The sequence below is a fragment of the Nocardioides psychrotolerans genome, assembly GCF_943371775.1.
Classification (GTDB): Bacteria; Actinomycetota; Actinomycetes; order Propionibacteriales; family Nocardioidaceae; genus Nocardioides; species Nocardioides psychrotolerans_A.
In genome coordinates, this window is sequence record NZ_CALRWD010000005.1 from 55241 (window position 1) to 75939 (window position 20699).

At 72.2% G+C, this 20699-nt stretch carries 22 protein-coding genes; 11 read left to right on the forward strand and 11 right to left on the reverse strand.

The genetic code is table 11. The features are described 5' to 3' along the window. Positions 1-2: 2 nt before the first annotated feature. From AAG827_RS02880 to AAG827_RS02890, 3 genes are all read left to right on the forward strand, one after another. A complete protein-coding gene (locus AAG827_RS02880) occupies positions 3-743 on the forward strand; it encodes an SRPBCC family protein (RefSeq protein WP_341924294.1) in 741 nt (246 codons plus the stop codon). A 138-nt stretch (positions 744-881) separates the two neighbouring features. Then, positions 882-2633, forward strand: coding sequence for a DUF2207 domain-containing protein (locus AAG827_RS02885; RefSeq protein WP_341924295.1), 1752 nt, complete (start codon positions 882-884; stop codon positions 2631-2633). Between the two features lie 43 nt (positions 2634-2676). Then, positions 2677-3237, forward strand: a complete 561-nt coding sequence (locus tag AAG827_RS02890) for a LemA family protein (protein WP_341924296.1) — start codon at positions 2677-2679, stop codon at positions 3235-3237. 177 nt (positions 3238-3414) lie between these two features. On the opposite strand, the gene AAG827_RS02895 is transcribed toward AAG827_RS02890, so the two are convergent. The 4 genes from AAG827_RS02895 to AAG827_RS02910 all read right to left on the reverse strand — a co-directional run bounded on the left by AAG827_RS02895 (position 3415) and on the right by AAG827_RS02910 (position 7026). Next, positions 3415-4299, reverse strand: coding sequence for an aldo/keto reductase (locus AAG827_RS02895; RefSeq protein WP_341924297.1), 885 nt, complete (start codon positions 4297-4299; stop codon positions 3415-3417). A 3-nt stretch (positions 4300-4302) separates the two neighbouring features. Beyond that, the gene (gene gndA, locus AAG827_RS02900; RefSeq protein WP_341924298.1) at positions 4303-5772 is read right to left on the reverse strand and encodes an NADP-dependent phosphogluconate dehydrogenase; all 1470 of its coding nucleotides are present in this window, start codon (positions 5770-5772) and stop codon (positions 4303-4305) included. 147 nt (positions 5773-5919) lie between these two features. Then, positions 5920-6534 (reverse strand): alpha-ketoglutarate-dependent dioxygenase AlkB, encoded by a 615-nt coding sequence (locus AAG827_RS02905; protein ID WP_341924299.1) that lies wholly within the window; start codon positions 6532-6534, stop codon positions 5920-5922. 63 nt (positions 6535-6597) lie between these two features. Further along, complete coding sequence (locus tag AAG827_RS02910; protein WP_341924300.1) at positions 6598-7026, reverse strand: SRPBCC family protein; 429 nt, start codon at positions 7024-7026, stop codon at positions 6598-6600. Positions 7027-7130: 104 nt separating this feature from the next. Between AAG827_RS02910 and AAG827_RS02915 the strand changes: the two genes are divergently transcribed. The 3 genes from AAG827_RS02915 (at position 7131) to AAG827_RS02925 (ending at position 11236) form a co-directional block, all read left to right on the forward strand. Further along, positions 7131-7901, forward strand: a complete 771-nt coding sequence (locus tag AAG827_RS02915; RefSeq protein WP_341924301.1) for an ABC transporter ATP-binding protein — start codon at positions 7131-7133, stop codon at positions 7899-7901. Continuing rightward, positions 7901-10435 (forward strand): FtsX-like permease family protein, encoded by a 2535-nt coding sequence (locus tag AAG827_RS02920; protein ID WP_341924302.1) that lies wholly within the window; start codon positions 7901-7903, stop codon positions 10433-10435. Before AAG827_RS02915 ends, AAG827_RS02920 begins: the two co-directional genes overlap by 1 nt. An 87-nt stretch (positions 10436-10522) precedes the next feature. Beyond that, complete coding sequence (locus tag AAG827_RS02925) at positions 10523-11236, forward strand: GntR family transcriptional regulator (RefSeq protein WP_341924304.1); 714 nt, start codon at positions 10523-10525, stop codon at positions 11234-11236. Positions 11237-11246: 10 nt separating this feature from the next. Here AAG827_RS02925 and AAG827_RS02930 read toward each other — a convergent pair whose 3' ends face one another. Continuing rightward, entirely contained in the window at positions 11247-11597 is a 351-nt protein-coding gene (locus AAG827_RS02930; protein ID WP_341924305.1) for a hypothetical protein, read from the reverse strand. A gap of 53 nt (positions 11598-11650) precedes the next feature. Here AAG827_RS02930 and AAG827_RS02935 point away from each other — a divergent pair, with 53 nt between their 5' ends. The 4 genes from AAG827_RS02935 to AAG827_RS02950 are packed head-to-tail and all read left to right on the forward strand — an operon-like array spanning position 11651 to position 13745. After that, on the forward strand, positions 11651-12010 hold the full coding sequence (locus AAG827_RS02935; protein ID WP_341924306.1) for a hypothetical protein: 360 nt from the start codon (positions 11651-11653) through the stop codon (positions 12008-12010). Further along, positions 12007-12750 (forward strand): hypothetical protein, encoded by a 744-nt coding sequence (locus AAG827_RS02940; protein WP_341924307.1) that lies wholly within the window; start codon positions 12007-12009, stop codon positions 12748-12750. Before AAG827_RS02935 ends, AAG827_RS02940 begins: the two co-directional genes overlap by 4 nt. Before the next feature lie 10 nt (positions 12751-12760). Next, entirely contained in the window at positions 12761-13468 is a 708-nt protein-coding gene (locus AAG827_RS02945) for a copper homeostasis protein CutC (RefSeq protein ID WP_341924309.1), read from the forward strand. A gap of 7 nt (positions 13469-13475) precedes the next feature. Beyond that, the gene (locus AAG827_RS02950) at positions 13476-13745 is read left to right on the forward strand and encodes a DUF4031 domain-containing protein (RefSeq protein WP_341924310.1); all 270 of its coding nucleotides are present in this window, start codon (positions 13476-13478) and stop codon (positions 13743-13745) included. On the opposite strand, the gene AAG827_RS02955 is transcribed toward AAG827_RS02950, so the two are convergent. From AAG827_RS02955 to AAG827_RS02980, 6 genes are all read right to left on the reverse strand, one after another. Next, positions 13677-14321, reverse strand: a complete 645-nt coding sequence (locus AAG827_RS02955; RefSeq protein ID WP_341924311.1) for a hypothetical protein — start codon at positions 14319-14321, stop codon at positions 13677-13679. The two genes, AAG827_RS02950 and AAG827_RS02955, sit on opposite strands and share 69 nt — an antisense overlap. Positions 14322-14347: 26 nt before the next feature. Further along, complete coding sequence (locus AAG827_RS02960) at positions 14348-15463, reverse strand: hypothetical protein (RefSeq protein ID WP_341924312.1); 1116 nt, start codon at positions 15461-15463, stop codon at positions 14348-14350. 104 nt (positions 15464-15567) lie between these two features. Continuing rightward, complete coding sequence (locus AAG827_RS02965) at positions 15568-16425, reverse strand: oxygenase MpaB family protein (RefSeq protein WP_341924332.1); 858 nt, start codon at positions 16423-16425, stop codon at positions 15568-15570. Positions 16426-16477: 52 nt separating this feature from the next. Further along, complete coding sequence (locus AAG827_RS02970; protein ID WP_341924313.1) at positions 16478-17641, reverse strand: HAMP domain-containing sensor histidine kinase; 1164 nt, start codon at positions 17639-17641, stop codon at positions 16478-16480. A gap of 95 nt (positions 17642-17736) precedes the next feature. Continuing rightward, positions 17737-19383 carry a PAS domain S-box protein gene (locus AAG827_RS02975; protein ID WP_341924314.1) on the reverse strand — a complete coding sequence of 549 codons (1647 nt, stop codon included), beginning with the start codon at positions 19381-19383 and terminating at the stop codon, positions 17737-17739. Positions 19384-19409: 26 nt separating this feature from the next. Then, complete coding sequence (locus AAG827_RS02980; RefSeq protein WP_341924315.1) at positions 19410-19862, reverse strand: response regulator transcription factor; 453 nt, start codon at positions 19860-19862, stop codon at positions 19410-19412. Between the two features lie 142 nt (positions 19863-20004). Between AAG827_RS02980 and AAG827_RS02985 the strand changes: the two genes are divergently transcribed. After that, a complete protein-coding gene (locus tag AAG827_RS02985; RefSeq protein ID WP_341924316.1) occupies positions 20005-20667 on the forward strand; it encodes a response regulator transcription factor in 663 nt (220 codons plus the stop codon). The last annotated feature ends 32 nt before the right edge of the window (positions 20668-20699 follow it).

Consider the following 20699-nt stretch of genomic DNA (forward strand, 5'->3'; position numbering starts at 1 on the left):
TCGTGGACCTGACCCACCGCTTCACCGTCCCGACCGGCGTCGAGGAGACCTGGGCACACTTCCAGGACATCGCCTCGGTGGCGGAGTGCTTCCCCGGTGCCGTCGTCACCTCGGTGGAGGACGACACCTTCCACGGCTCCTGCAAGGTCAAGCTCGGTCCGATCGCCCTGGTCTACAACGGCTCGGGCACGTTCGTGGAGAAGGACGAGACGGCGCACAAGTTCGTCGTCGACGCCAAGGGCAAGGACAAGCGGGGCAACGGCACCGCCGGCGCCGTGGTGACCTGCACGATGGAGGACAACGGCGGTTCGACCGACGTGATGGTGGTGACCGACCTGGCCATCACCGGCAAGCCGGCGCAGTTCGGCCGGGGCGTCATGCAGGACGTCTCCGACAAGCTGCTCGGGCAGTTCGTCGCGTGCCTCGAGCAGCGGCTCTCACCCGAGGCCGCTGCTCCGGAGCCGTCGGCTCCGGCACCGGCGGTCGACACCGCCAGCCCGGAGGGGGCGGCCTCGCTCGAGGGCGCCGCGGCCGGCGCCGGCAAGCACGCGGCCACCGCGACGCCGATCACCTCGGCGCCGTCGGCCGCGCGGCCGGCTCCGCGGCCGGCTCCGGCCCAGGAGGACGATGCCCTCGACCTGGGGGCGGCCGTGCTGCCGATCCTGCTGAAGGGCTACTGGAAGCAGGGCGCCGTCGGGCTCCTGGTGCTCGCGATCATCATCAAGGTGCTGCGACGCCGCTGACCCTCCTGGCCGAGTCGGCGCGATGGTGCAGACCCTGCAACATCGCGCCGGCTCGGCGTGCGGAGGACCAGACCACTGGCCGTCGCAGACGTGCGCGAGCCTCCCCGCGCAGCCGCCGGAAGCCCTAGGCTCCGCAGCATGCGCCGTCTGGTCACCATCGTCGTCAGCCTGGTCGTGCTGGTGGGCGTGTTCTGCCTACCAGCCCTGTTCTACTCCACCGACGGGGCCGACGACGGCACCTACGAGGAGACGACGATCTCGGCCTACCGGGCGACCTTCGACGTGGCCGACAACGGCGACCTCGACGTGGTGGAGACGCTGACGGTCGACTTCCCGAGCTATGGCAAGCACGGCATCTTCCGCTTCTGGGACCGCACCGATCCCAACGACCCCGGGGCCCGTCGTACGGTCGAGGACGTCGAGGTGACCTTCGACGGCGGCGACGTGCCGTTCGAGGAGTACCGCGAGCAGGGTGGTCGCTACCAGGTGGCCAAGATCGGCGACCCGGACTCCACGGTGTCGGTCGGCAGTCACACCTACGAGATCAGCTACCACATCGACGGTGTCCTCATCGAGGGCTCCGGGGCGGCGCCCACCCAGCTCTACTGGAACCTGATCCCGTCGGGGTGGCGCCAGGGCATCACCGCGGCCGAGCTGACCGTCAACCTGCCCGCGCCCGCGGAGGAGGTGCTCTGCACGGTCGGCGTCGGCGAGGGCACGCCGTGCACGGTCGCGGGGGAGGGCACCCAGCAGCTCACGATCACCGCCGCGGGCCTGGCGCGCAACACCCCGGTGACGTTGCAGACCGGCCTCGACATCGAGACGCCGGCCGCCGGCAACGAGGTGCCCTGGTCGCCCCGCTGGGACACCGTCCTGGGCGGCAGCTGGGTCGGACTCGGCGTCATCGCGGCCCTTGCGGCCCTGGCCGGCCTCGCGGGTCTGCTGCTCGCGCGGCGCTCCTACGAGGCCAACCCCCAGTTCCCGTTGATGTATGCCCCGCCCGAGGGCATCGGCCCGGCCCAGGCGGCCTACATCTACACCGAGAAGATCGACCGCGAGGGCTACGTCGCGACGCTGCTGCACGCCGCCGAGAAGGGCGCGATCGACCTGCAGAAGAACGGCGATGCCTGGACCATCACCGACAAGGGGGGAGCCCAGGGCTGGGCCGGCCTCGACCCGGTCACCGTCAGCGTCGCGCACCTCCTCGGCGGACCCGGGACGTCGTTCACCGCGGCGCCGAAGGACGTCGAGGCCGGCAAGCGGCTCAAGACCGAGATCGCGGCATTCGAGGCGGCGACCAAGAGCTGGGCGAGCCAGGGCCAGCACCTGGTCTCCGCCGGGCTCGGTGGCTTCGGGGGACTGCTCGTCATCGCCGCCTTCATCGCCGCGATCGCCAACGTCTTCGCCAACCCGTTCAACGTCACCATGCTGGGGCTCGTCCCCGGCGCCTTCTTCGTCTTCGGCGCCCCGTTGCTCAAGACCGGCGCCAGCACCAAGCGCACGAGGAGCGGGCGCGATCTCTGGTCGCGCGTCGGCGGCTTCCGCAGGGTGCTGGCGACCGACTCGAGCATCGAGCGCTTCGACTTCTCGGGCCGCCAGGAGCTCTACACCGCCTACATCCCCTGGGCGGTCGCGCTGGGCTGCGCCGACGAGTGGGCCGCCAAGTACCGCACCGAGATGGGCGCCGAGCCGCCCACCCCGAGCTACTTCGGCCCGGGCTACGCCGGCTTCTGCGCCGGCTCCGCGATCAGCTCGATGGTCAGCGACTTCGACTCCACGGTCAGCAGCGCCATCTCGTCCTACCAGGCGACGCAGTCGTCCTCGTCCAGCGGCGGCGGAGGTTTCTCCGGCGGCGGTGGCGGCGGTGGCGGAGGCGGCGGCTCATGGTGAACACTCACACCCACGCGTCATCCCAGCGAAAGAAGGCACGTCCGTGTTGATCCTCATCATCGTCCTGGTGGTCGTCGTCCTGCTCGTGGGCTTCGTCGTCGTCGGCTTCAACAAGCTGCGCACGACCGACGTCAACGCCGAGGAGGCCCTCGGCGGCATCGACGTCCAGCTCACCCGACGCGCCGACCTGATCCCCAACCTGGTCGAGACGGTCAAGGGCTACGCCGCCCACGAGAAGGGCGTCTTCGACGAGGTGACCAAGGCCCGCGCCGGCGTGCAGCAGGCGGCCGCGGGCAACGACGTCCCCGCCAAGGCCGCGGCCGATGCCGCGCTCCAGCAGGCCCTGGTCAAGGTCAACGCCGTCGCCGAGGCCTACCCCGACCTCAAGGCCAACACCAACTTCCTCGAGCTGCAGCGCCAGCTGGCCGAGACGGAGAACCAGATCTCCTTCGCCCGGCAGTACTACAACGACGCCGTCGCCACGCTCAACAAGCTGGTGCTCACCATCCCCTGGATGTTCCTCACCGGCATGGCCGGCGTCCACAAGCGGGAGTTCTACGACGCACCCGACGCGCACGTTGCTGCACCCAGCATCGAATTTTGACCTCGCAGGAGGGCGCGAGGCACGAGCGCGCTCCGTGGGCGAGGGCAGGTTGAGCAAGCGGCGCGACCGAGGCACGAGGTCGCGGCGGCGCGTCGAAACCCGGTGACGTGTGCAGGCGCCTGGGTCACCGGGTCTCGACGACCGCTCGCTTCGCTCGCTGCTCGACCGGCGGGCCGATCAGGCGGCAGCGGTCAGCTTCGCGAACTCGTCGTCGGTGAGCTCGATGCCGGCGGCAGCCACGTTGGACTCGAGGTGCTCGACGCTCTTGGTGCCGGGGATCGGCAGCATCACCGGTGAGCGGCGCAACAGCCAGGCGAGCGCGAGCTGGGACGGCGTGGCGCCGTGCTCGGCCGAGGCGGCGGCGAGCGGGCCGTCGGACTTCGACAGCTCGCCGGTGGCGAGGGGGAACCACGGGATGAAGCCGATGCCCTGCTCCTCGGCATAGTCCAGGAGCGGCTCGGCGTCGCGGGCCGCGAGGTTGTAGAGGTTCTGCACGGTCGCGATGGTCGCGACCTGCTGGGCGGCCTTGGTCTGCTCGACGCTCACCTCGGAGAGGCCGATGTGGCGGATCTTGCCCTCGTCCTGCAGCTTCTTGAGCTCGCCGACCTGGTCCTCGAGCGGGACGGCCGGGTCGATGCGGTGGAGCTGGAAGAGGTCGATGGCCTCGAGGCCGAGGTTGCGCAGCGAGAGCTCGGCCTGCTGACGGAGGTATTCGGGACGCCCCACCGGCGTCCAGATGCCGGGGCCCTGACGCGTCAGGCCGGCCTTGGTGGCGATCACGACGTCGTCGGCGTAGGGGTGCAGGGCCTCCTTGAGGAGCTGCTCGGCGACGACGGGGCCGTAGGAGTCGGCCGTGTCGAAGAACGTCACGCCCAGCTCGACCGAGCGACGCAGGACGCGCACGGCCGCGTCGTGGTCCTTCGGCGGACCCCACACGCCGTCACCGGTCAGCTGCATGGTGCCGTAGCCCAGGCGTACGACGGGCAGGTCGCCGCCGATCGCGAAGGTGCCGGAGGGTGCGGCGGTCGTGTCGGTCGTCGTGCCCGTGGTCTCGGTGGTCATGGGTCACATCTCCTTCTCGGTGCGGTCGCCCGCCCAGGTGGTGTGGAAGGTGCCCTCGCGGTCGGTCCGCTCGTAGGTGTGGGCACCGAAGTTGTCCCGCAGGCCCTGGATGAGGGCGGCGGGCAGCCGGGTGCGACGCAGGCCGTCGAAGTAGGCCAGCGACGACGAGAAGGCCGGGGTCGGGACGCCCGCGCGTGCCGCCGTGGCGACCACCTCGCGCCAGGCGTCGACGCCGTCCTTGACCGCGTCGGCGAAGTAGGGCGTCGTGAGCAGCGTGGTCAGGCCGGGCTCGGAGGCGTAGGCCTCCTTGATCCGGTCGAGGAACTGCGCCCGGATGATGCAGCCGCCGCGCCAGATCGTCGCGGTCTCGCCGAGGTCCACGTCCCAGTCGTGCTCCTCGGAGCCGGCCGCGATCTGGTCGAAGCCCTGGGCGTAGGCCACGACCTTGGACGCGTAGAGCGCCGCGCGGACCTGGTCGACGAAGACGTCGCGGTCGACCTCGACGCGATGCTCCTCGGGCGTGGTCGAGAACATCTCCTGCGCCGCCGCGCGCTGGGCCGTGTGGCCCGACAGGCTGCGCGCGAAGGTCGCCTCGGCGATGCCCGTGATCGGGACGCCGAGGTCCAGCGCGCTCTGCACGGTCCAGCGACCGGTGCCCTTCTGCTCCGCAGCATCGCGTACGACGTCCACGAACGGCTTGCCCGTCTCCGCGTCGGTGTGACGCAGCACGTCGGCGGTCATCTCGATCAGGAACGACTCGAGGTCGCCGCCGTTCCACTCCTCGAAGACGTCGGCGATCTCGGCCGGCTCGAGACCCGCCACGCTGCGCAGCAGGTCGTAGGACTCCGCGATCAGCTGCATGTCGGCGTACTCGATGCCGTTGTGGACCATCTTCACGAAGTGCCCGGCGCCGTCGGGGCCCACGTGGGCCGCGCACGGGGTGCCGTCGACCTGCGCGGCGATCGCCATGACGACCGGCTCGAGCACCTCGAAGGCGTGCTCGGAGCCGCCGACCATGATCGAGGGACCCTTGAGCGCGCCCTCCTCGCCGCCGGAGACGCCCATGCCGACGAAGTGCAAGCCCTGCTGCTCCAGGGCCTCCTGGCGACGCAGGGTGTCGGTGAAGTGGGCGTTGCCGGCGTCGACGACGATGTCGCCCTCGTCGAGCAGCGGCACCAGCTCGTCGATGACGGCGTCGGTCGGCTCGCCGGCCTTGACCATGATGATGATCGCGCGCGGCTGCCGGATCGAGGCGACGAACTCCTCGACGCTCTCGGTCGCGACGAAGGCGCCGCCGTGCTCGGTCGGCTCGTCGCCGAACTCCTCGACCAGCGCGGTCGTCTTGGCCGTGGTGCGGTTGTGCACCGCGATGGTGTGGCCGTGGTTGGCGATGTTGCGCGCCAGGTTGCGGCCCATCACCGCCAGGCCCGTCAGGCCGATCGTCGCCGTTGCTTCTGTGCTGGAGGTAGCCATGACTCCATGTAACTCCCGGAGTCAAGATCGTGTTCCCGCCGCCGCGCGTCCCTCACCGGGTTTCGACGCTCCAGCACGACCTCGCGGGCTCGGTCGTGCTGGCTCGCTCAACCTCTTCTGAGTCGTTCCTTCGCAGGCTCAGGAGCGTCAGAAGACGTTGAACGGGCGGAACTGCACGGAGATCCGGGGCCCGGCCTTGGCGACCTTGGGCACCGCGTGCTCCCAGGTGCGCTGGCAGGTGCCGCCCATCACGACCAGGTCTCCGTGGCCCATCTCGACGGCGATCGAGTCGCCGCCTCCGCGCGGACGCAGGCAGAGGCGCCGCGGGTCGCCGACCGAGACGATCGCGACCATCGTGTCGTGGGTGCTGCCGCGGCCGATGGTGTCGCCGTGCCAGGCGACGGAGTCGCGTCCGTCGCGGTAGTAGCAGCAACCGGCCGTGCGGAAGGGCTCGCCGAGCTCGGGCAGGTAGTGCTCGGTGAGCGCGTCGCGCGCCTCCGTGAGCACGGGGTGGGGGAGGTCCTCGCCGATCATGTAGGTGTAGACCAGCCGCGGCACGTCGACGAGCCGGTCGTACATCTGGCGCTTCTCCGCCCGCCACGGCACCTCGCGCACCAGGGTGGCGAGGACGTCGTCGGCCTCCGGCACCCACGAGCGCAGCACGTCGACCCAGGCGCCGTCACCGAGGTCGCGCCGCTCGATCCCCGCGAAGGACCTCAGGTCGTGGGTCGGGGCCTCGAAGAGCGTGGTCTGAAAGTCCATGGCGCCACGATACGCGAGAGGTCGAACAGGTGTTCGACATCGGCCTCGGCGTGTCAGACCGTCTCAGGCCAGCGCGCGCCGCATCTGCTCGATCGTCTCGTCGGCGACCTTGTCGAGCTTGCGCCGGATCACGAGCGGCACGACCAGGTTGCCGAGGAGGCCGAAGTCGAAGTCGGCGCGGTAGTGGATCGCCGTCCCGCCGCCGGGGGCGGGGGAGAAGCTCAGCGAGTCGGTCGCGGTGGCTGACTTGTTCTTGCCCCGGAACTGCACGCGCGTCGGCTGCTCGTAGGTGATCGTCTCGTAGGTCAGCTCGACGCGACGCCCCATGAACTCCGAGGTGTTGGCGTACGTCGTGCCCAGGCCGCCGTCGCCGCCCGTGCGGGTGGTCGTCACCGTGCCCGGGTCCCACTGCTCGGTGTGGGTGAAGTCCCCGAGATAGGCGAAGACCTCCTCGATCGGCCTGGCCACGGTGAAGGTGCGCTCGACATGCATGGGACCAATCTACGGAGCCGGTCCAGCGCGTCCGGTCCAGCCCAGGGCTCCCTCAGGGGCATGCCCGGTGGCGCATCCTTGGAGCGGCACGGGACCCTGGTCCCATGACGGATGCCCCGCTGCTCGCCGGCCCGGTCGGACGCGTGGCCGCGGCCCGCGTCGAGGACCTCACCAAGACCTACGGCGAGGGCGACGCCCTGGTCCGCGCGCTCGACGGCGTGACGCTGGACCTCTACGCCGGGGAGTTCACCGCCGTCATGGGGCCGAGCGGCTCGGGCAAGTCGACCCTGATGCACTGCTGCGCCGCGCTCGACTCCGCGACGAGCGGCTCGGTGCTGATCGGCGAGCAGCGCCTCGACGACCTGGGCGACAAGGCGCTGACGCGGCTGCGTCGCGACGAGATCGGCTTCGTCTTCCAGTCCTTCAACCTGATCCCGACCCTGACCGCGGCGGAGAACATCCTGCTCCCGCTGTCGATCGCGGGTCGCAAGCCCGAGCCCGGCTGGTACGACGAGGTCGTCGCGACCGTCGGCCTCGGCGACCGTCTCGGCCACAAGCCCAACGAGCTCTCGGGCGGCCAGCAGCAGCGCGTCGCGGTCGCGCGGGCCCTGGTCAGCCGACCCCGGATCGTCTTCGCCGACGAGCCCACGGGCAACCTCGACTCCCGATCCGGCGCCGAGGTGCTGGACCTGCTGCGCAGCAGCGTGCGCGACCACGGCCAGACGGTCGTCATGGTCACCCACGATCCCGTCGCGGCCGCCTACACCGACCGCGTCGTCTTCCTCGCCGACGGCCGGGTCGTCGACGAGCTGCGCGACCCCGACCGCGAGCAGGTCATCGAGATCATGACCCGCATGTCCGCCCCGGGCGCCTGATGTTCCGCGCCGCCCTGAAGAGCCTGCTCGGCCGCAAGGTCCGGCTGCTCATGAGCACCTTCGCGATCGTGCTGGGCGTGGCGTTCGTGGCCGGCTCGCTGATCTTCTCCGACACCCTGAGCCGCAGCTTCACGGCGCTGTTCTCCTCCACGGTGGGGGACGTCGTCGTACGCCCCGAGAGCAGTGGTGGCACCTCCGGCGGCTTCTCGTCGCTCACCGTCCCGGCCTCCGTCGTCGACGACCTCGAGGGCCTGCCCGGCGTCGCGCGGGTCGACGGCAACGTCAACGCCTTCGGGGTCTACGTGGTCGGCGAGGACGGCAAGGTCATCGGCGGGCTCGGGCCGCCGGCCCTGGGCGGCAACTACACGACCGCCCCGTCAGCCGGTGGCGCCGGCCTCGCGCTGCTCGACGGCGTGGAGCCCCAGGGCCCCGACGAGGTGGTGCTCGACGACCGCACGGCCGAGAAGGCCGGCTACGTCGTCGGCGACACGGTGCCGCTGCTCACCCCGCGTGGCGCGAGCAGGCTCGCGCCGACCCTCGTGGGCGTCGTCGGCTTCCCCGACGGCGGCTCGCTCAACGGGGCCACGCTGGCGCTCTTCGACACCGCCACCGCGCAGGACCTCTTCCTCGACGGCGACGACGCCTTCAGCGACATCTGGGTCACCGCCGAGGACGGGGTGTCCCAGGAGGACCTGGCCGAGACCGTCGAGGCCGCGCTGCCCGCCGACGTGGAGGCGGTCGAGGGCGACACCGCCGCCGACGAGTCGGCCGACGACCTGCTCGAGGCGGTCTCCTTCATCACCACGTTCCTGTTGATCTTCGCCGGCATCTCCTTGGTGGTCGGGTCGTTCCTGATCGTCAACACCTTCTCGATCCTGGTCGCCCAGCGCAGCCGCGAGCTGGCGCTGCTGCGCGCGCTCGGCGCCTCCAAGCGGCAGGTGATCCGCTCGGTGCAGCTCGAGGCGTTCGTCCTCGGTGTGCTCGGCTCGACGGTCGGCATGGGGTTGGGGGTGCTGCTCGCGATGGCGCTGCGGGTGCTCTTCGCCCAGTTCGGGCTCGACCTGTCGGGGCAGCCGCTGGTGTTCGAGGCGCGCACCGTGCTGGCGTCGTACGTCGTCGGGGTGCTGGTCACCATGGCGGCCGCGTGGCTGCCGGCTCGACGCACGGCCCGGATCTCGCCGGTCCAGGCCATGCGCGACGACGTGGCGCTCACCGAGAGCTCGATCCAGCAGCGCTTCTGGCGCGGTCTCGCGTTGGGCGTGCTCGGCCTGGTGGTGCTGGGGCTCGGGCTGTTCTCCGACCTGCCCTACGGCGGCCAGATGACCGGCGGCGGCATCCTCTTCGTCCTGCTGGCCGTGGCGGCCATGAGCCCGGTGATCTCCCGGCCGTTCCTGGTCGGCGCCCGCGCGGTCTACACGCGGTTCTTCGGGTCGATCGGCAACCTCGCCGGCCAGAACTCCCTGCGCAACCCCCGTCGCACCACGGCGACGGCCTCGGCGCTGATGATCGGCCTGACGCTCGCCTGCACGATGGCGATCGTCGGCGACTCGGCCAAGGCGTCCGTCGACGCGTCCGTGAGCGACAACTTCGTCGGCGACTACGTCGTGAGCAACGTCTTCGGTGGCGAGTTCAACGCCACCATCGCCGACGAGATGGCGCAGGTGCCGGGCGTCGGTCAGGTGATCCGCGAGCGCTTCCAGCTCGTCGAGCGCGACGGTGACGCCCAGGGCGTGGTCGCGACCGACCCGGCCACGATCGACGGCCTCGAGCTCGACGTGCTCGAGGGCTCCACGTCCGACCTGCGCGACGGCACGGTGCTGCTCGACGAGACCTTCGCCGACGACGAGGGCCTCGAGGTCGGCGACACGGTCGACGTCACGGTGCCGACCGGCGAGAAGTCGTGGGAGGTCGTCGGGGTCTATGCCGAGAACCCGGTCGTCTTCTCCCCGGTGCTGACGACCTTGACGACGCTCGTCGACGCGGGCTACGAGCCGGCCGACAACGCGCTGATCGTCTTCGCGGAGCCGGGTGCGGCCGACCTCCAGGCGGGCCTCGACGAGGTCGTCGCCGACCTGCCGATCGTCACCGTCAAGGATCAGGCGGCCTTCGCCCAGGAGCGTCGCGAGCCGATCGACCAGTTCGTGCTGATCATCTTCGCCCTGCTCGGGCTGGCGCTGATCATCGCCGTCCTCGGCATCGTCAACACCCTCGCGCTGTCGGTGATCGAGCGGACCCGTGAGGTCGGGCTGCTGCGCGCCATCGGGGTGTCGCGGGGGCAGCTGCGCTGGATGATCACGCTGGAGTCGGTCGTGATCTCGGTGCTCGGCGCGGTGCTGGGCGTGCTGCTCGGCGTCGGCTTCGGGATCGCCCTGATGTACGCCGTCCGCGACGAGGGCCTCGAGGTCATCAGCGTGCCGTTCGGGCAGCTGGGCATCTTCCTGGGGCTCTCGGTGGTCATCGGGATGCTCGCCGCAATCCTGCCGGCTCGTCGGGCCGCGCGGCTCGACGTGCTGCGTGCCATATCAACCGAGTGACCTGAAAGTAAAATCGCGAGACCCTCGCCACACGGGACTACGCCCATTCGGGGGACGGGAGGGGTGGTTCGGCCCTACCGTGGAGGCGTGGAAGAAGCGCTCCTCACCGACGGACGGACGCTGAAGCACGTCCAGGTCCGGGAGTACGTGCGTGCGCTCGTCACCGGCAGCGCCCCCGGGTCGCCGGCTCCCTCGGAGCGCGAGCTCGTCCACCGCTTCGGGGTCGCCCGCATGACGGTGCGCCAGGCGCTCGACGCGCTGGTCGTCGAGGGGTTGCTCGAGCGGATCCCCGGTCGCGGCACCTTCGTGGCCCGACCGCGGCAGTCCGTCAGTCGCATCTCCGGCTACACCGAGGAGATGACCCGCCGCGGCATGCTGGCCGAGTCGCAGACCCTGCTGGCACGGCGCGAGCAGGCCGGCCCCGGTGTGGCCCGCGCGCTCAACATCTCCGAGGGCGACGCGGTCATCCACTGGCGCCGGCTGCGCCGCGGAGACGGCACTCCCGTGTGCCTCGAGGACGCCTACCTCAACGAGATCCTGCTGCCCGGCTTCCTCCAGAGCGGCATGCCCACCAGCCTCTACGACGCCCTCGACCAGCGCGGCCTGCGCCCCACCTGGGCCGAGGACTCCATCACCGCCGACCGGCCCACCGCCGAGGAGGCCGGTCTCCTCGAGCTGCCCGTCGGTGGGGTGGTGCTGCGACAGTCGCGCCGGGCCATGGCCGGCGACAAGACCGTCGAGGTGTCCCGCTCGGTCTACCGCGCCGACCGCTTCACGATGTGGGTCCAGCTCGGCGGGTGACCGGTCCAGGTCACGTCGAGTGCAGGCGTCCCAGCGCGGCGGCGACCGCGCCGGTCTCCTCGCACACCCACACGGGGTCGGGGCCGCCGAGGTCCGGCTGGATGTAGAGCGAGTGCACGGGGCCGTCCTCGCAGTCGAGGCACAACGGCCAGCGACCCCTGTTCTCGAACAGCGAGTCCTGCACGTCCTGGGCCACCAGGCCGGCCACGAAGACCCCACCCTCGGGCCACTGCTCGGCCCACCACTTGCGGGCCGCGCAGGCGTCCTCGAGGGCGGACACGGCCTCGGCCGTCGCCTGGTGCCGGGCCTGCAGGTCGGCCAGGACGAGGGCGCGGGCCTCGAAGAACAGGGTGTCGTCCACAGGCCCATTGTGCGCGCGTTTCAAGGCGGGCCGTCCCCGGGCACCACCACGCCATGCCCTCCACCCCGTCAGCAGACCCGTCCCGCACCCTCGAGGTGTCCACCTGGGACGACCTCGCCGCGCTTCCCGCCCGCATGGCCGAGCTCGCGGAGCAGGCCGATGCGATCGTGCGCCACGCCCGCGCCTGGGTCTGCCGGCGCGACGGCTTCGAGCCGAGCCCGGTGTGCGTGCTGCGACCGCTGGCCGCAGCCATGGACCCGCTCGAGGGCGCCTTCGTCGAGCTCGGGCGACGCCTCGACGACCAGTGGCGCGACCTCGCCGACGGCCTCCGGGCGGCCGCGACCGACCTGGCCGCCGCCGACACCCTGACCGCCCACGACCTCGCCGACCTCGCCCCGGGCAGCGCCCCGTGAGCACCGCAGCCGCCCTGGGCCTCGTGCCGCCGCGCGCGGGCGAGGCGGAGCGGAGCCACGACACCACCTTCGAGGCATGGGACCTCGGCCTGTCGGCCCTGCGCGACGTCGTCAACCTCGGCGTCCGGGCGATCAACCAGACAGGTTTGGGCGTGCCCGAGCTCCCTGACGGCAGCCTCGAGGAGCTGCTGGTCCTCCCGCTGAGCGGTGACTGGTCGGCGATCCGGCAGAACGCCGTGGCCTGCCACCAGGTCGAGGACGCGCTGTCCACGTGGAGTCGTCACGTCGTCGGCCTCGGGGTCCACGCCGCGCTCGTCTGGCGCGGCGCTGCCGCGTCGTCCTACGTCGTGCGCGTGGAGGGCCTCGCGCTCGCGGGCCGCGCCGTCGGCCTCGTGGTCGGTCGCACGGCCCTGCTCCTCGACGAGGTCGCCGACTTCTGCGAGGCGCTCGCCGTGCGCGTCGAGCGGCTCCTCGTCGAGCTGGGGGAGACCCTCGCCCGGCTGGCCCGTCGCATCCTCACCCGGGCCGCAGGTCCGCTCGGCTGGGCGGTCTTCGCCGCCGACGTCGCGACCTCCGGGATCGGCGCGGTGACCGACATCGTCGACGACGTGCGGCGGGTGGCCGACACCATCGACACCCTCACCGCCCTGCAGCACCAGGTGGCCGACTGGGCCCGGGTGCAGGCGGCGCGGCTGGAGTCCTGCGACGGGCTCCCCGACCTGGTGCCCGGCACGCCCTAGAGTCACCCCCATGGGCAGAGGGCTCCTCGAGGTGGCGGTGCTCCACGCGCGCGACATCGCGGGCTGCGAGCAGGGCGGCGCCGACCGGCTCTCGCTCGCCGTGGAGGGCGACGGCGACGGTCGCTCGCCCGACCTCGCCGCGGCCGCCCAGGTCATCCGCGGGACCGAGCTGCCGGTGCGGGTGATGCTGCGGCTCAACGACTCGCTCACGACGACCGGCGGGGAGTTCACCCGGCTCATCGGGCTCGCGGAGGAGTACGTCTCCCTCGGCGCCGAGGGCGTGGTCTTCGGCTTCCTCGACACCGACCTCGAGATCGACACCGACACCTGCGCGGCGCTGGCGCGGGCGCTGCCCGGGGTCCCGTGGACCTTCCACCGCGGCTTCGACCAGGCCCTCGAGCCCCGCCGCGCCTGGCGTGACGTGGTGCGGTTGCCGGGCCTCAGCGCCGTCTGCTCGGGTGGATCGCCGCAGGGGCTCACCCACGGCTACGACGACCTGCTGGCGGTGCTCGACACCGACCCCGACGTCGCGCGGTTCCTGATGCCCGCCGGCGACCTCCTGCCCGAGCACGTGCCGTGGTTGCTGCGCGCCGGCGTGCGGCAGTTCCGCGTCGACCTCCAGGTCCGCCCCGGTGCGACGTCCCGCTCCTACGTCGACGCCGACTTCGTCCGCTCCTGGCGTCTCATGCTCGACGACGCCGCCGACCGCACGGCGTGAGCGCCGCATGACGGTCCTCATCGACCCACCCAACGCGGCCGGTCACGGTCGGCTCTGGTCGCACCTGGCCAGCGACGCCTCCTACGACGAGCTGCACACGTTCGCGCGGCGCGCGGGGATCCCCGAGCGCGGCTTCGACCGGGACCACTACGACGTCCCGTCGGAGTGGTACGACGCGGTCGTGGAGCTCGGCGCCGAGCAGGTCAGCTCACGCGAGCTGGTCTCCCGGCTCGTCGCCGCCGGGCTGCGTCGCCGCAAGACGGGCAAGCTCGGCTGACACGTTGGCCCGGGCCGGCTCCTCCCAGTGTTCGCGGGCGTAGGTGGTGTGGAAGAGGCGGGGCTTGGCCAACAGGTCCTCGAGGACGGCCGTGCGACCGGTGACGAACAGGTCGTCGGGCACGTGGCGGTACTCCACCCGCACGGTGGCGACGTACTCGTCGTAGCGCGCCCGGTCGGAGGCGAGGATCGCGAGGTCGGCGTCGGACAGCGCGCAGCCTCCGAGGTCGTCGGGCTCGGGGCGGTGGGTCTCGGTGAGCCGCACCAGCCGGGCCACCTCGGTGACGACCTCGTCCGCGACCAGGCCCGGCAGCGCTCGCTCGACCCAGGCGGCCGAGCGCTCCTCGGCGTCACGCTCACCGTCGTAGACGCCGTCGTGGAACCACGCCGCCAGCAGCACCGGGTCCCGGTCGAAGCTCGCGCCGGCCCGGTCGAGCTCGTCGAGCCGGGTCAGGACCTCACCGAGGTGACGCACGTCGTGGTAGCCGCGCGCCGGGTCCGCGTAGGCCGCCAGCAGCGCGTCGCGCAGCTCGAGCGAGGCGGTGTCGGTCAGCGGCCAGGCCGCAGGGAGGTCCACACGGCCATTCAAGCAAACGGTGCCGCTCAGACCCGGGTCGCGGGCAGTGTCATGGCGGTGACGTGCAGGCGCGGCGACCAGTGCGCGGTGCAGCTCTGGGGCAGGAGGATCGAGCCGAGGTCGACCCGACGACCGGTGCGCACCTCGACGTCGGCGACGGCGAGACGCTGCACGTGACGGCGCTCCGGCCCGCCGGAGACGACCACCGTGAGCTCGCTCGCGGTGCGCAGGTCGCGACCGAGGACGAAGCTGCCGCGACGGTCGGTGCGGGTGCGCTCGACCTCGGTGCCGTCGGCGTCGAAGAGGGAGACCGGAGCGGCGAGCAGGCCCAGCCCCGTCGCGGCGTCGAGGACCCGACCGGTGATGACCGCGCTGCGCTCGACGACGACCTCGGTGACGACCATCTCGTCGCTCGCGACCGGACCCAGGGCGAAGGTGCCCCCGAGGACGCCCAGCGAGGGCTCGAGGACGAGGTCGTAGGAGCCGGGCGCGACACCGGTGACGGCACCGACGCCGTCGTGCACCGTGATCGGGTGTCGCAGGCCGCTCCCGGTGTCGACCAGGCTGCCCCCGGCGGCCGGCACGGCGACGCCGTCCGGCAGCGTGAGGCGCACGGCCACGGTCGCGGTCGGGGTGTCGATCCGGACCAGGGTCTCGGGGCGGTCAGCGGCGACGGCGACGGGCACGGCACAGACCGTGCGCCGGGCGTCGTACGCCCTGAGGCTGAGCGCGCCGCTCGGCAGACCGGCGGCGAGGAAGCGGCCGTGCGCGTCGGTGCGCAGGTCCCAGCGGCGTCCGTCCTCGTGCCGGACGTGCACGCGGGCGTGCCGCTCGGGCATCTCGTTGGCCTCCACGACCCCGCGCAGGACCGCGACCTCCTCGAGCCGCAACGGCTGCTCGACGTCGTCGCCGGCGCGCAGGTCGACCATGACGTGGGTGCTGCCGTGACGGCGCGGGTCGGCGAGTGGTCGGTCGTCCTCGATGTCGATGCGATAGCGACCGGGTGCCAGCGTGAGCCGGAAGGTCAGGTCGCGTGAGCGTCGCCGCCCCAGGACCCGTCCGGTGGCGTCGGACCAGGTCAGGAGCGCGACGCAGGGACCGGGTGTCTCGATCGTGCCGTGGACCACTGCCGCTGTCGTCATGACCGGCCGTCCCCTCCTCGGTGGTCACCTCCACATCGGGTGACCCTGGGGTGACGTTAGGAAATCGACCCCGTGTCCCAGGTCAGGCTGCGCACAAGAAAGCCTCAAGAAGCGGCGCGCGGCCCGGCGCCCATGGCCCAGCGGATCGTCCCGGTGGCGAGGCCGCCCAGGGCACGCACCACCGTGCGCTCCGACACCGGGAGCCAGGGCAGGCGCAACGGCAGCCGGCTCCACCGCGGCATCAGCCCGATGCCGGCCGCCATGAGCACGGCGTAGGGCGCCCGTGCGGCGAGCGGCAGCGGCGGCTTGAAGAGCAGGAAGCGCACGGCCTCACGGGCCTCGGGGGAGCCGCGCAGCTCCGAGCGGTAGGACGCGAGCACGGCGCGCAGCTCGGCCTCGGTCGTGGGCGGGTCGACGACCCCGAGGCGTCGGGCCACCTCGCCGGTCTGGGCGACGTACTCGTCGCGGCCGGCCTGGTCCAGCGGCTCCTTGCCATAGACCTGGTGGGCCAGCAGGAAGCTGTCGACCTCGGCGACGTGCACCCACATCAGCAGGTGCGGGTCGGAGGCGGCGTAGGGCGTGCCGTCGGGCATGGTGCCGGTGACGCGGGCGTGGATGGAGCGCACGATGTCGACCGCCTGCTGCGCGTCGTCGGCCGTGCCGAACGTCGTGACCGCGAGGTAGCGGCTGGTCCGGTTGAGGCGTCCCCACATGTCACCGCGGAAGCCCGAGTGCTCGGAGACCGCCCGCATCGCCGCGGGGTGCAGGGTCTGCAGCAGCAGGGCGCGGATGCCGCCGATGAACATCGAGGCGTCGGCGTGCACCCGCACGATCGCGCTGTCGGGCTCGAACCACCGCGGTCCCGGCGTGCCGTGGATGCGGGCCGCGTGAGCGGCGCCGTCGGGTCCGGCGACCCGCAGGAACAGGGCCTCACCGAGTCGGTCTCGCGCACCACTCACCATCGACACGTCCCCCATGGTGCCAGGGGCCTGTGCACGCGGACCGGACCGCTGCTCAGGGCTGGCGCAGGGGCAGCCGCACGAGGAAGCGGGTGCCTCTCGGCCCCGAGGTCATCGTCACGGTGCCACCGTGGGCGGTGACGACCTCGCGCAGGATGGAGAGCCCGATGCCGGCGCCCGGCACCGCCTCGTCGATGGTCCGGGAGGTCCGGGCGAAGGGCTCGAACACGCGGGCCTGCTCGTCGGCGGGGATGCCGTGCCCCGTGTCCTCGACCACGAGCGTGCACTCCGACGTCGTGCGTGCGAGCGAGACGGTGATGGTGCCGCCCTCCGGGGTGAACTTCACCGCGTTGTCGAGCAGCTCGGTGACGGCCCGCGTGAGGTCGGCATCGTGCGCGGCAAGAGCCACGGGGCTCTCGGGCAGGTCGACCTCCAGGCGTAGTCCACGAGCTCCGACGGCACAGGCGATCCGGTCGACCGCTCGTCGTACGACGTCGCGCAGGTCGACGTCGGGGGTGTCCGAGCCGGGCGGGGTCGACCCGATCCGGGTGAGCATGGCCATGCCCTCGACGAGCTCGAGCATGCGCTCCCCGTTGCGGCGGACGCGCGCGAGCAGGTCCGCCGCAGCCGGCTCGTCCGGTGCTGTGTCCTGGAGCATCTCGGTGAAGCCGAGGATGCTCGCCAACGGGGTGCGCATCTCGTGACCCATGGTCGTGAGGAAGTCGTGCTTGGCCCGCTCGAGTGCCGCACGGCGATGCCCTGCCTGCCGCTCGGCCTCCTGGGCGCGCGCGACCAGGGCCTCGACCTCGCGGCGGTCGCTGAGCTCGTGGAGCTGGAGGACCGCGAGGGGTGACTCGCCGGGTGTGCTCAGGCGCGACAGGGTGAGCCTGGCGGTGAGGAAGGGCTGGGGCCTGTCGGTCTCGTGCGTCCAGTCGTCGAGATGGCCGCCGACGACCCCGGCGAGGGCGTCCACGAGGGCCTCCCGGTCGTCGGGGTGCAGGACCGCACCGAGATCGCCGCCGACCAGGGGTCCCGCTGGGGAGAGCGAGCTGCGAGCCGCCACGTTGGCGGCGAGCACGGTCACCGCCCCGTGCCCGAGGTCGACGAGCACTGCTGGCACCGGGGAGTCGCTCAGCACAGCGAGGAAGGCCGCGCGGCCGTGTGCGGTCCGTGGCGCGGTCCGGCGCGACAGGGTGGCAGGACGTGGGAAGGAGGGCACCCCACGATGCTCGTGGAATCGGCGCCCGATGGGGAGGTGCGCCCTCGTCATCCCATCTGGTGCGGTGGGGCCAGAAGGCGGTGGCTCCGGTTGCCTCAGCCCGGCGTGGCCCCGTGCGTCAGCGAGAGCATCCTGGGGGACTCGCGGGGCACCCAGAAGCGGACGGTCGTGCCCTCACCGGTGGCGGGCTCGAGCCGGCACCAGCCCCCCACGAGCTCGGCGCGGTCGCGCATCGTGGCCACGCCACGGTGTCCCGGCGTCGAGGTGAGCGCGCCGGGTCCGGGACCCACCCCGTCATCGGTGACACTCACCTCGACCCCGTCGTCGACCTCACGGACGACGACGTGCACGCTCGAGGCGCGGGCGTGCTTGCGCACGTTGGTCAGGGCCTCCTTGGCGATGCGCATGGCTTGGAGGTGCACTCCGTCCGCGAGTCGCAGGGACGGCTCCTGGCCCGCCTCACGCTGCTCGACGCTCACCGACCAGCGCACCGCGCTGTGCTCGAAGAGGTGCCCCGCGGCCTCCCGGAGCGCCTCGTCGAAGTCGGACTCCGTGTCCGGTCGCTCGAGGTCGAAGAGCAGGTGCCGCAGACCGGTGCTCACGGAGGAGACGGTCTCCTGGAGCTGGACGACCGACGGCACCAGGTCCGGGGCGACCTCCTGGACCCGGCGCGCCAGCAGCCCGAGCCGCAGGTCCACGGCGGCAAGTGCCTGGACCGAGTCGTCGTGCACGTCAGCGGCGATGCGGGCCCGTTCCTCCTCCTGCGCTGCCACCACCCGTCGCAGCAGGTCGCTGCGTTGCTGGGCGAGGCGTGCGAGGCGGGCCGAGGCCGCGAACCCGTCGAGGGCGAAGGAGACGTTGCCGGCCAGGCTCGTCAGCTGAGCACGCAGGTGCTCGTCGAAGAGGCGGGGCTCGGCCGACCACAGGCAGAGGACGGCGACGGGCTGGCTCGCGACGGCGAGCGGGAGGGTCACGGACGACACGATGCCGAAGGACGCCGCGAGGGCGTGCCACGGCGTGGTGGTCGTGTCGCCGATGAAGTCGGAGCTGTAGACGGCCTGGCCGGTGCGCAGTGCGGTCGCGGTCGGGCCGTTGCCACGCGGGCTGCTCGGATCCAGGCTGAGGTCGAGCTGCGCGATGTAGTCGTCGAGCTCCCCTGCGGTGGCCAGGGTCTCGATGCTGCCGTGGAGGGTCCGGCGTGCGACCCAGGCGCCGAGGTAGCCGCCCTCCTCCACCGCGATCCGACAGGTCTCGGCGTAGAGCTCCTGAGGACCCTGGGCCAGGACGATCGCCTGGTTGAGGGCTGCCATGGTCCGGTAGTCACGGTTGACCCGCGCGAGCCGGTCCTCGGTGGCCCGTCGGTCGGAGACGTCGGCGATGGAGCAGAGCACCCACGAGCCCCGTTCCGTGACGACGGGGGTGAGGCTGACCTCGACGGGGAGCGTGCTGCCGTCGTGTCGACGTCCCAGGACCTCCAGCCCGATGCCCATCGGCCGGGACGCGGGGTGGATGGCGAAGCCGGTGCGGTGCTCGCGATGCCGGTCGGCCAGGTGCCCGGGGAGGAGGACCTCGACCGGCGACCCGATGAGCTCTGTGGCCCCGTAGCCGAAGGTGCGGAGCGCTTGGCCGTTGGCGAAGGCGACGGCCCCGTCGGTGTCGACCGCGACGACGCTGTGGGGAGAGGCCTCGATGATGTCGCCGAGGATGCCCTGGTCACCGAACCAGGTCGATCCAGCGCTCATGGGGGCTCCCACCGTCGACGACCCGCTCAGGGTACGTCGGTCCGGTCCTGGTCGCGGACGTCTGAAAGGAGCTGTCGCAGAGCGTCGGCTGCCCCGGGGACCGCCAGGACCACGTGGCCCTCGGCGACCCGCGTCACGAGGTCGGTCAGGTCCGTGAGCCGGCCCTTGGTGAGGTAGCCGACCGCCCCGGCGCGCAGCATGGCGACGACCGACGCGGACCCGGTCTGTGCGGAGATCGCGAGCACGGCGGGGGCAGGGCGTGGCCCGGTGAGCCGACGCGCGGCCTCGGGTCCACCGCCGGGCATGCGCACGTCGAGCAGGACCACGTCGGGGCGGGTGGCGGCGCAGACCGCCACGGCTTCGTCACCGGAGCGCGCGGTCCCGACGACGACCAGCCGCGGGTCTGCGCCGACCACCTCGACCAGGGCGTCACGGACGTCGTCGTCGTCGTCGGCGATCACCACACGGATCGTGATCATCGCTCTCCTCCTCCGAGATGGTCCTCCCACTCTCGCCGCACCGGGTTGCTCCGACAGCCAGCCGGGGTATCAGTCCTCTAGTACGTTGACGCTAGAGGGGCGTCGCGGGGACGGTGCCGAGTGGGGAGGCACGGTGGAGGACATGTCGGTGTCGACGGAGGCCGCGGCGGTCACGCGCGTGCTCGTCGTCGACGACCACGAGGTCCTCGCGACCAGCCTGGCGCACGTCCTCGACGCGGAGCCCGACCTGGTGACCGTGGGCGTGGCCGGCTCCCTCGAGCGCGCCCGTGCCCTGATCCCCACCTGCGCGCCCGGCGTCATCCTGCTCGACCACCGGTTGCCGGACGGCGACGGCGCAGACGCCATCGGTGAGCTGCTCGCGCTGCGTCCCTCGGCCCAGGTCGTCATGCTCACGGCCAGCGCGGCCGACCACGTCCTGGTCAAGGCGCTCGAGGCGGGTGCGTCGGGCTTCGTCTCCAAGACCCGCAGCCTCGCCGAGCTGACGTCGGCCGTGCGTGCGGCAGCGGCGGGCGAAGCCGTCATCTCGCCGGAGCTCCTGGCCCGGTTGCTGCCTCGTCTCCACCGGAGCGGCAGGCCGCGTGCCAACGACCTGACCGAGCGGGAGCGCGAGGTGCTCGGCCTGCTCTCCGGGGGTCTGTCCAACGCCGCGATCGCCGCCGAGCTCACCGTCAGCGTCCACACCGTGCGCAACCACATCGCCAACCTCTCGGCCAAGCTCGGCGCGCACTCCAAGCTCGAGGCCCTGTCGATCGCCGTCCGTGACGGGCTGCTCCCGGGCGTCTGAGCCGCACCGTCCCGGCTCGGAACCCGGCCCGG